The sequence below is a fragment of the Symbiopectobacterium sp. genome, assembly GCF_051710365.1.
Classification (GTDB): domain Bacteria; phylum Pseudomonadota; class Gammaproteobacteria; order Enterobacterales; family Enterobacteriaceae; genus Symbiopectobacterium.
Genome location: NZ_JBPETA010000298.1, coordinates 1 through 2,504, shown reverse-complemented (window position 1 = coordinate 2,504; position 2,504 = coordinate 1). Strand labels below are relative to the sequence as shown.

Genomic DNA, 2,504 nt, shown 5'->3' with positions numbered 1-2,504 from the left:
TCAATGCTGTTCAATGTGGCAGTTACTGAACAAGGTTCGCCGCTTCATGGAAACCGTCAGCCCGTTTCCCAGTGGAAAACATGGACAGGCAAAAGTGTAGCGGTATTAGGAACAGCTATTTAGCCATGCTTAATGTTGATACTGTCTACCCAAAAGGACATCTATTATGAAAATCAGCGAATCAGGACAACGGGAGATAGAAGAGATTATCTCGACATTTTCAGGTGCCGATTTAGATGTGGTTAATACCTATTACGCATTTGCGGATAACCGGGTAAAGCAAGATGAAATATTTACTGCTATTCGCAGAATGACCGGCGTTGACGAAAGCGTGGTTGACATTCTGGTGAATGACCCTGAGCGGCTTTGTTGAATAATAGGTAATCATGCTGTTTTTCTATGCCAGTTTTGGTAGAAAATGCTTGTCATCTTAGGTGTACAGTTTTCTCATGAGGCCTAACTGCATGATTTTGCGTTGCGAGGATCCGTCGTTTCACTTGGCTGCCAGCATAAAATCTATTTATTCAACAAAGCCACCCTGAGCAGCAAATAGCCCTTGAGACATTCACGGATGGATTTATTCAGCTGCTTGCAAAATACGAATACGCCATGGATATTTGGCTACGAATGAAAAACGGGGAGGATGCTGCATGAGCACGGCATTAGCAACAATGGCTGGAAAGCTGGTTGAACGTCTCGGCATGGCACCAGGGACCGAATTGATGAGCACGCTCAAGAATACGGCGTTCAAGGGTGGTAGCGTAACGGACGAGCAATTTACCGCCCTGCTTATTGTTGCCAACCAGTACGGACTGAACCCGTGGACAAAAGAAATTTACGCCTTTCCTGACAAGGGCGGTATTGTTCCGGTTGTTGGTGTCGATGGATGGGCGCGGATCATTAACGAACATCCGCAATTCGATGGCATGGAATTCAGCTACGATAAGGACGAGGGCGCATCGACTTGTAGGATTTACCGCAAAGATCGCAAACACCCTACTGTAGTAACCGAATATATGGGCGAGTGTAAGCGCAATACCCAGCCGTGGCAATCACACCCTACCCGCATGCTGCGCCACAAGTCACTTATTCAGTGCGCGCGCATGGCATTTGGCTTCGCTGGCATTTACGACAGTGACGAGGCGGAGCGGATTATAGAAAGCACGCCAGCAAGTGTTGTTGCTGGACAAGAGACGGATGAGCGCCGCCCTACACTCATTGCCAGGTGCGAAGAGGCAGCACAGCTAAGCATGGAAGTCTTCTCTGAAACGTGGAAGAGCCTCACGCAGGAAGAGCGCAGGATTATCGGCAAGGCAGAGAAGGAGCGCATCAAGAAAAGCATTCCCGTCGATGCAGAATATAGCGAGGTGGATCATGCAACAGCGCAGTGATGAATGGTTTTCCGCCCGTTGTGGCAACGTCACCGCCAGTCGCCTGTCTGACGTAATGGCAAAAACCAAATCGGGCTATTCCGCCAGCCGCCAGAACTACATGGCAGAGCTTATATGCCAGCGCCTAACGGGAAAAATGGAAGAAAGTTACTCAAACGCCGCCATGCAGCGCGGCACTGAACTTGAACCGGTGGCGCGGGAGATGTACCTGCTTAACCAGTTTGACGCAGAAGTGAACGAGGTCGGCTTTATCCTTCACCCTGACATTGCAGGATTTGGCGCATCGCCTGACGGACTGGTAGGGTGCGATGGTCTGATTGAAATCAAGTGCCCCAATACATGGACGCATTTAGAGACCATCAAGACCGGTAAGCCGAAAAACCAATACCTCCTACAGATGCACGCCCAAATGATGTGTACGGGCAGGAAATGGTGTGATTTTGTCAGCTATGACGACAGGCTACCGCCAGACCTTGCCTATTACCAGTTGAGAATTCATCAGGAGGATAAGCTGGTTGCTGAAATACAGGAGGCGTTAACGCAGTTCCTGGCTGAACTTGAAAGAGAACTTAAGGTTATTAGAAACTTAGCCAAGGTAGCCGCATGAGTACACGCATACCGGTAGGCGGCAATGCAGGTGAGTTCAGCTTGACGCGGGAGGGAAGTTGCTGGCAGTGAAGGGTCGGGCAGGACTCGAACCTGCGGCCTTACGGTTGGGGAACACGTACGCTCTTCCACACTGAGCTACCGACCCAATGGGCAGAATTGCTCAAAGGGCCGTGACGAGAAAAGCTTTCACAACCAGAGAGAGAATACCCAAAATTCCAGCACTCAGCATCCAGCGCATTAACTTCTGCTCGGAGCGAATACCCGCCATCTCAAGCTGTAAATCCTTGCGGACTAAAGATATCTGCGCCTCGGTCTTCTCGAAGCGAGCCTGCATCTGAGCTTCGTTCTTCTCGAAGCGAGCGTCAATATCCTTACGAACATCGGCTATCTCTGCGGATAAGTCCTTACGGACATCGGCTATCTGAACCGTTAAATCTTTGCGCACGTCTTCAAGGTCACGCTTGGTAGCAAGGTCTGCAACCTCATGGGACTGACGCACAACAA

At 50.0% G+C, this 2,504-nt stretch carries 4 protein-coding genes, 1 tRNA gene and 1 pseudogene; 4 read left to right on the top strand and 2 right to left on the bottom strand.

The genetic code is table 11. The features are described 5' to 3' along the window. The 4 genes from ACTBDZ_RS16970 to ACTBDZ_RS16955 all read left to right on the top strand — a co-directional run. Positions 1–100, top strand: a 100-nt coding sequence (locus tag ACTBDZ_RS16970) for a hypothetical protein (protein ID WP_438813920.1), incomplete at its 5' end; no start/stop codon positions are given. A gap of 66 nt (positions 101–166) precedes the next feature. Next, positions 167–373 (top strand): hypothetical protein, encoded by a 207-nt coding sequence (locus tag ACTBDZ_RS16965; protein WP_438816169.1) that lies wholly within the window; start codon positions 167–169, stop codon positions 371–373. Positions 374–650: 277 nt separating this feature from the next. Beyond that, positions 651–1,391 carry a phage recombination protein Bet gene (gene bet, locus ACTBDZ_RS16960; protein ID WP_438816168.1) on the top strand — a complete coding sequence of 247 codons (741 nt, stop codon included), beginning with the start codon at positions 651–653 and terminating at the stop codon, positions 1,389–1,391. Next, the gene (locus tag ACTBDZ_RS16955) at positions 1,375–1,998 is read left to right on the top strand and encodes a lambda exonuclease family protein (protein ID WP_438816167.1); all 624 of its coding nucleotides are present in this window, start codon (positions 1,375–1,377) and stop codon (positions 1,996–1,998) included. Before bet ends, ACTBDZ_RS16955 begins: the two co-directional genes overlap by 17 nt. Positions 1,999–2,069: 71 nt before the next feature. On the opposite strand, the gene ACTBDZ_RS16950 is transcribed toward ACTBDZ_RS16955, so the two are convergent. Both ACTBDZ_RS16950 and ACTBDZ_RS16945 read right to left on the bottom strand, forming a co-directional pair. Next, positions 2,070–2,145: transfer RNA gene (locus ACTBDZ_RS16950), tRNA-Gly, on the bottom strand. A 15-nt stretch (positions 2,146–2,160) separates the two neighbouring features. Continuing rightward, positions 2,161–2,504 (bottom strand): annotated as a pseudogene (locus ACTBDZ_RS16945) (hypothetical protein); the annotation flags it as partial.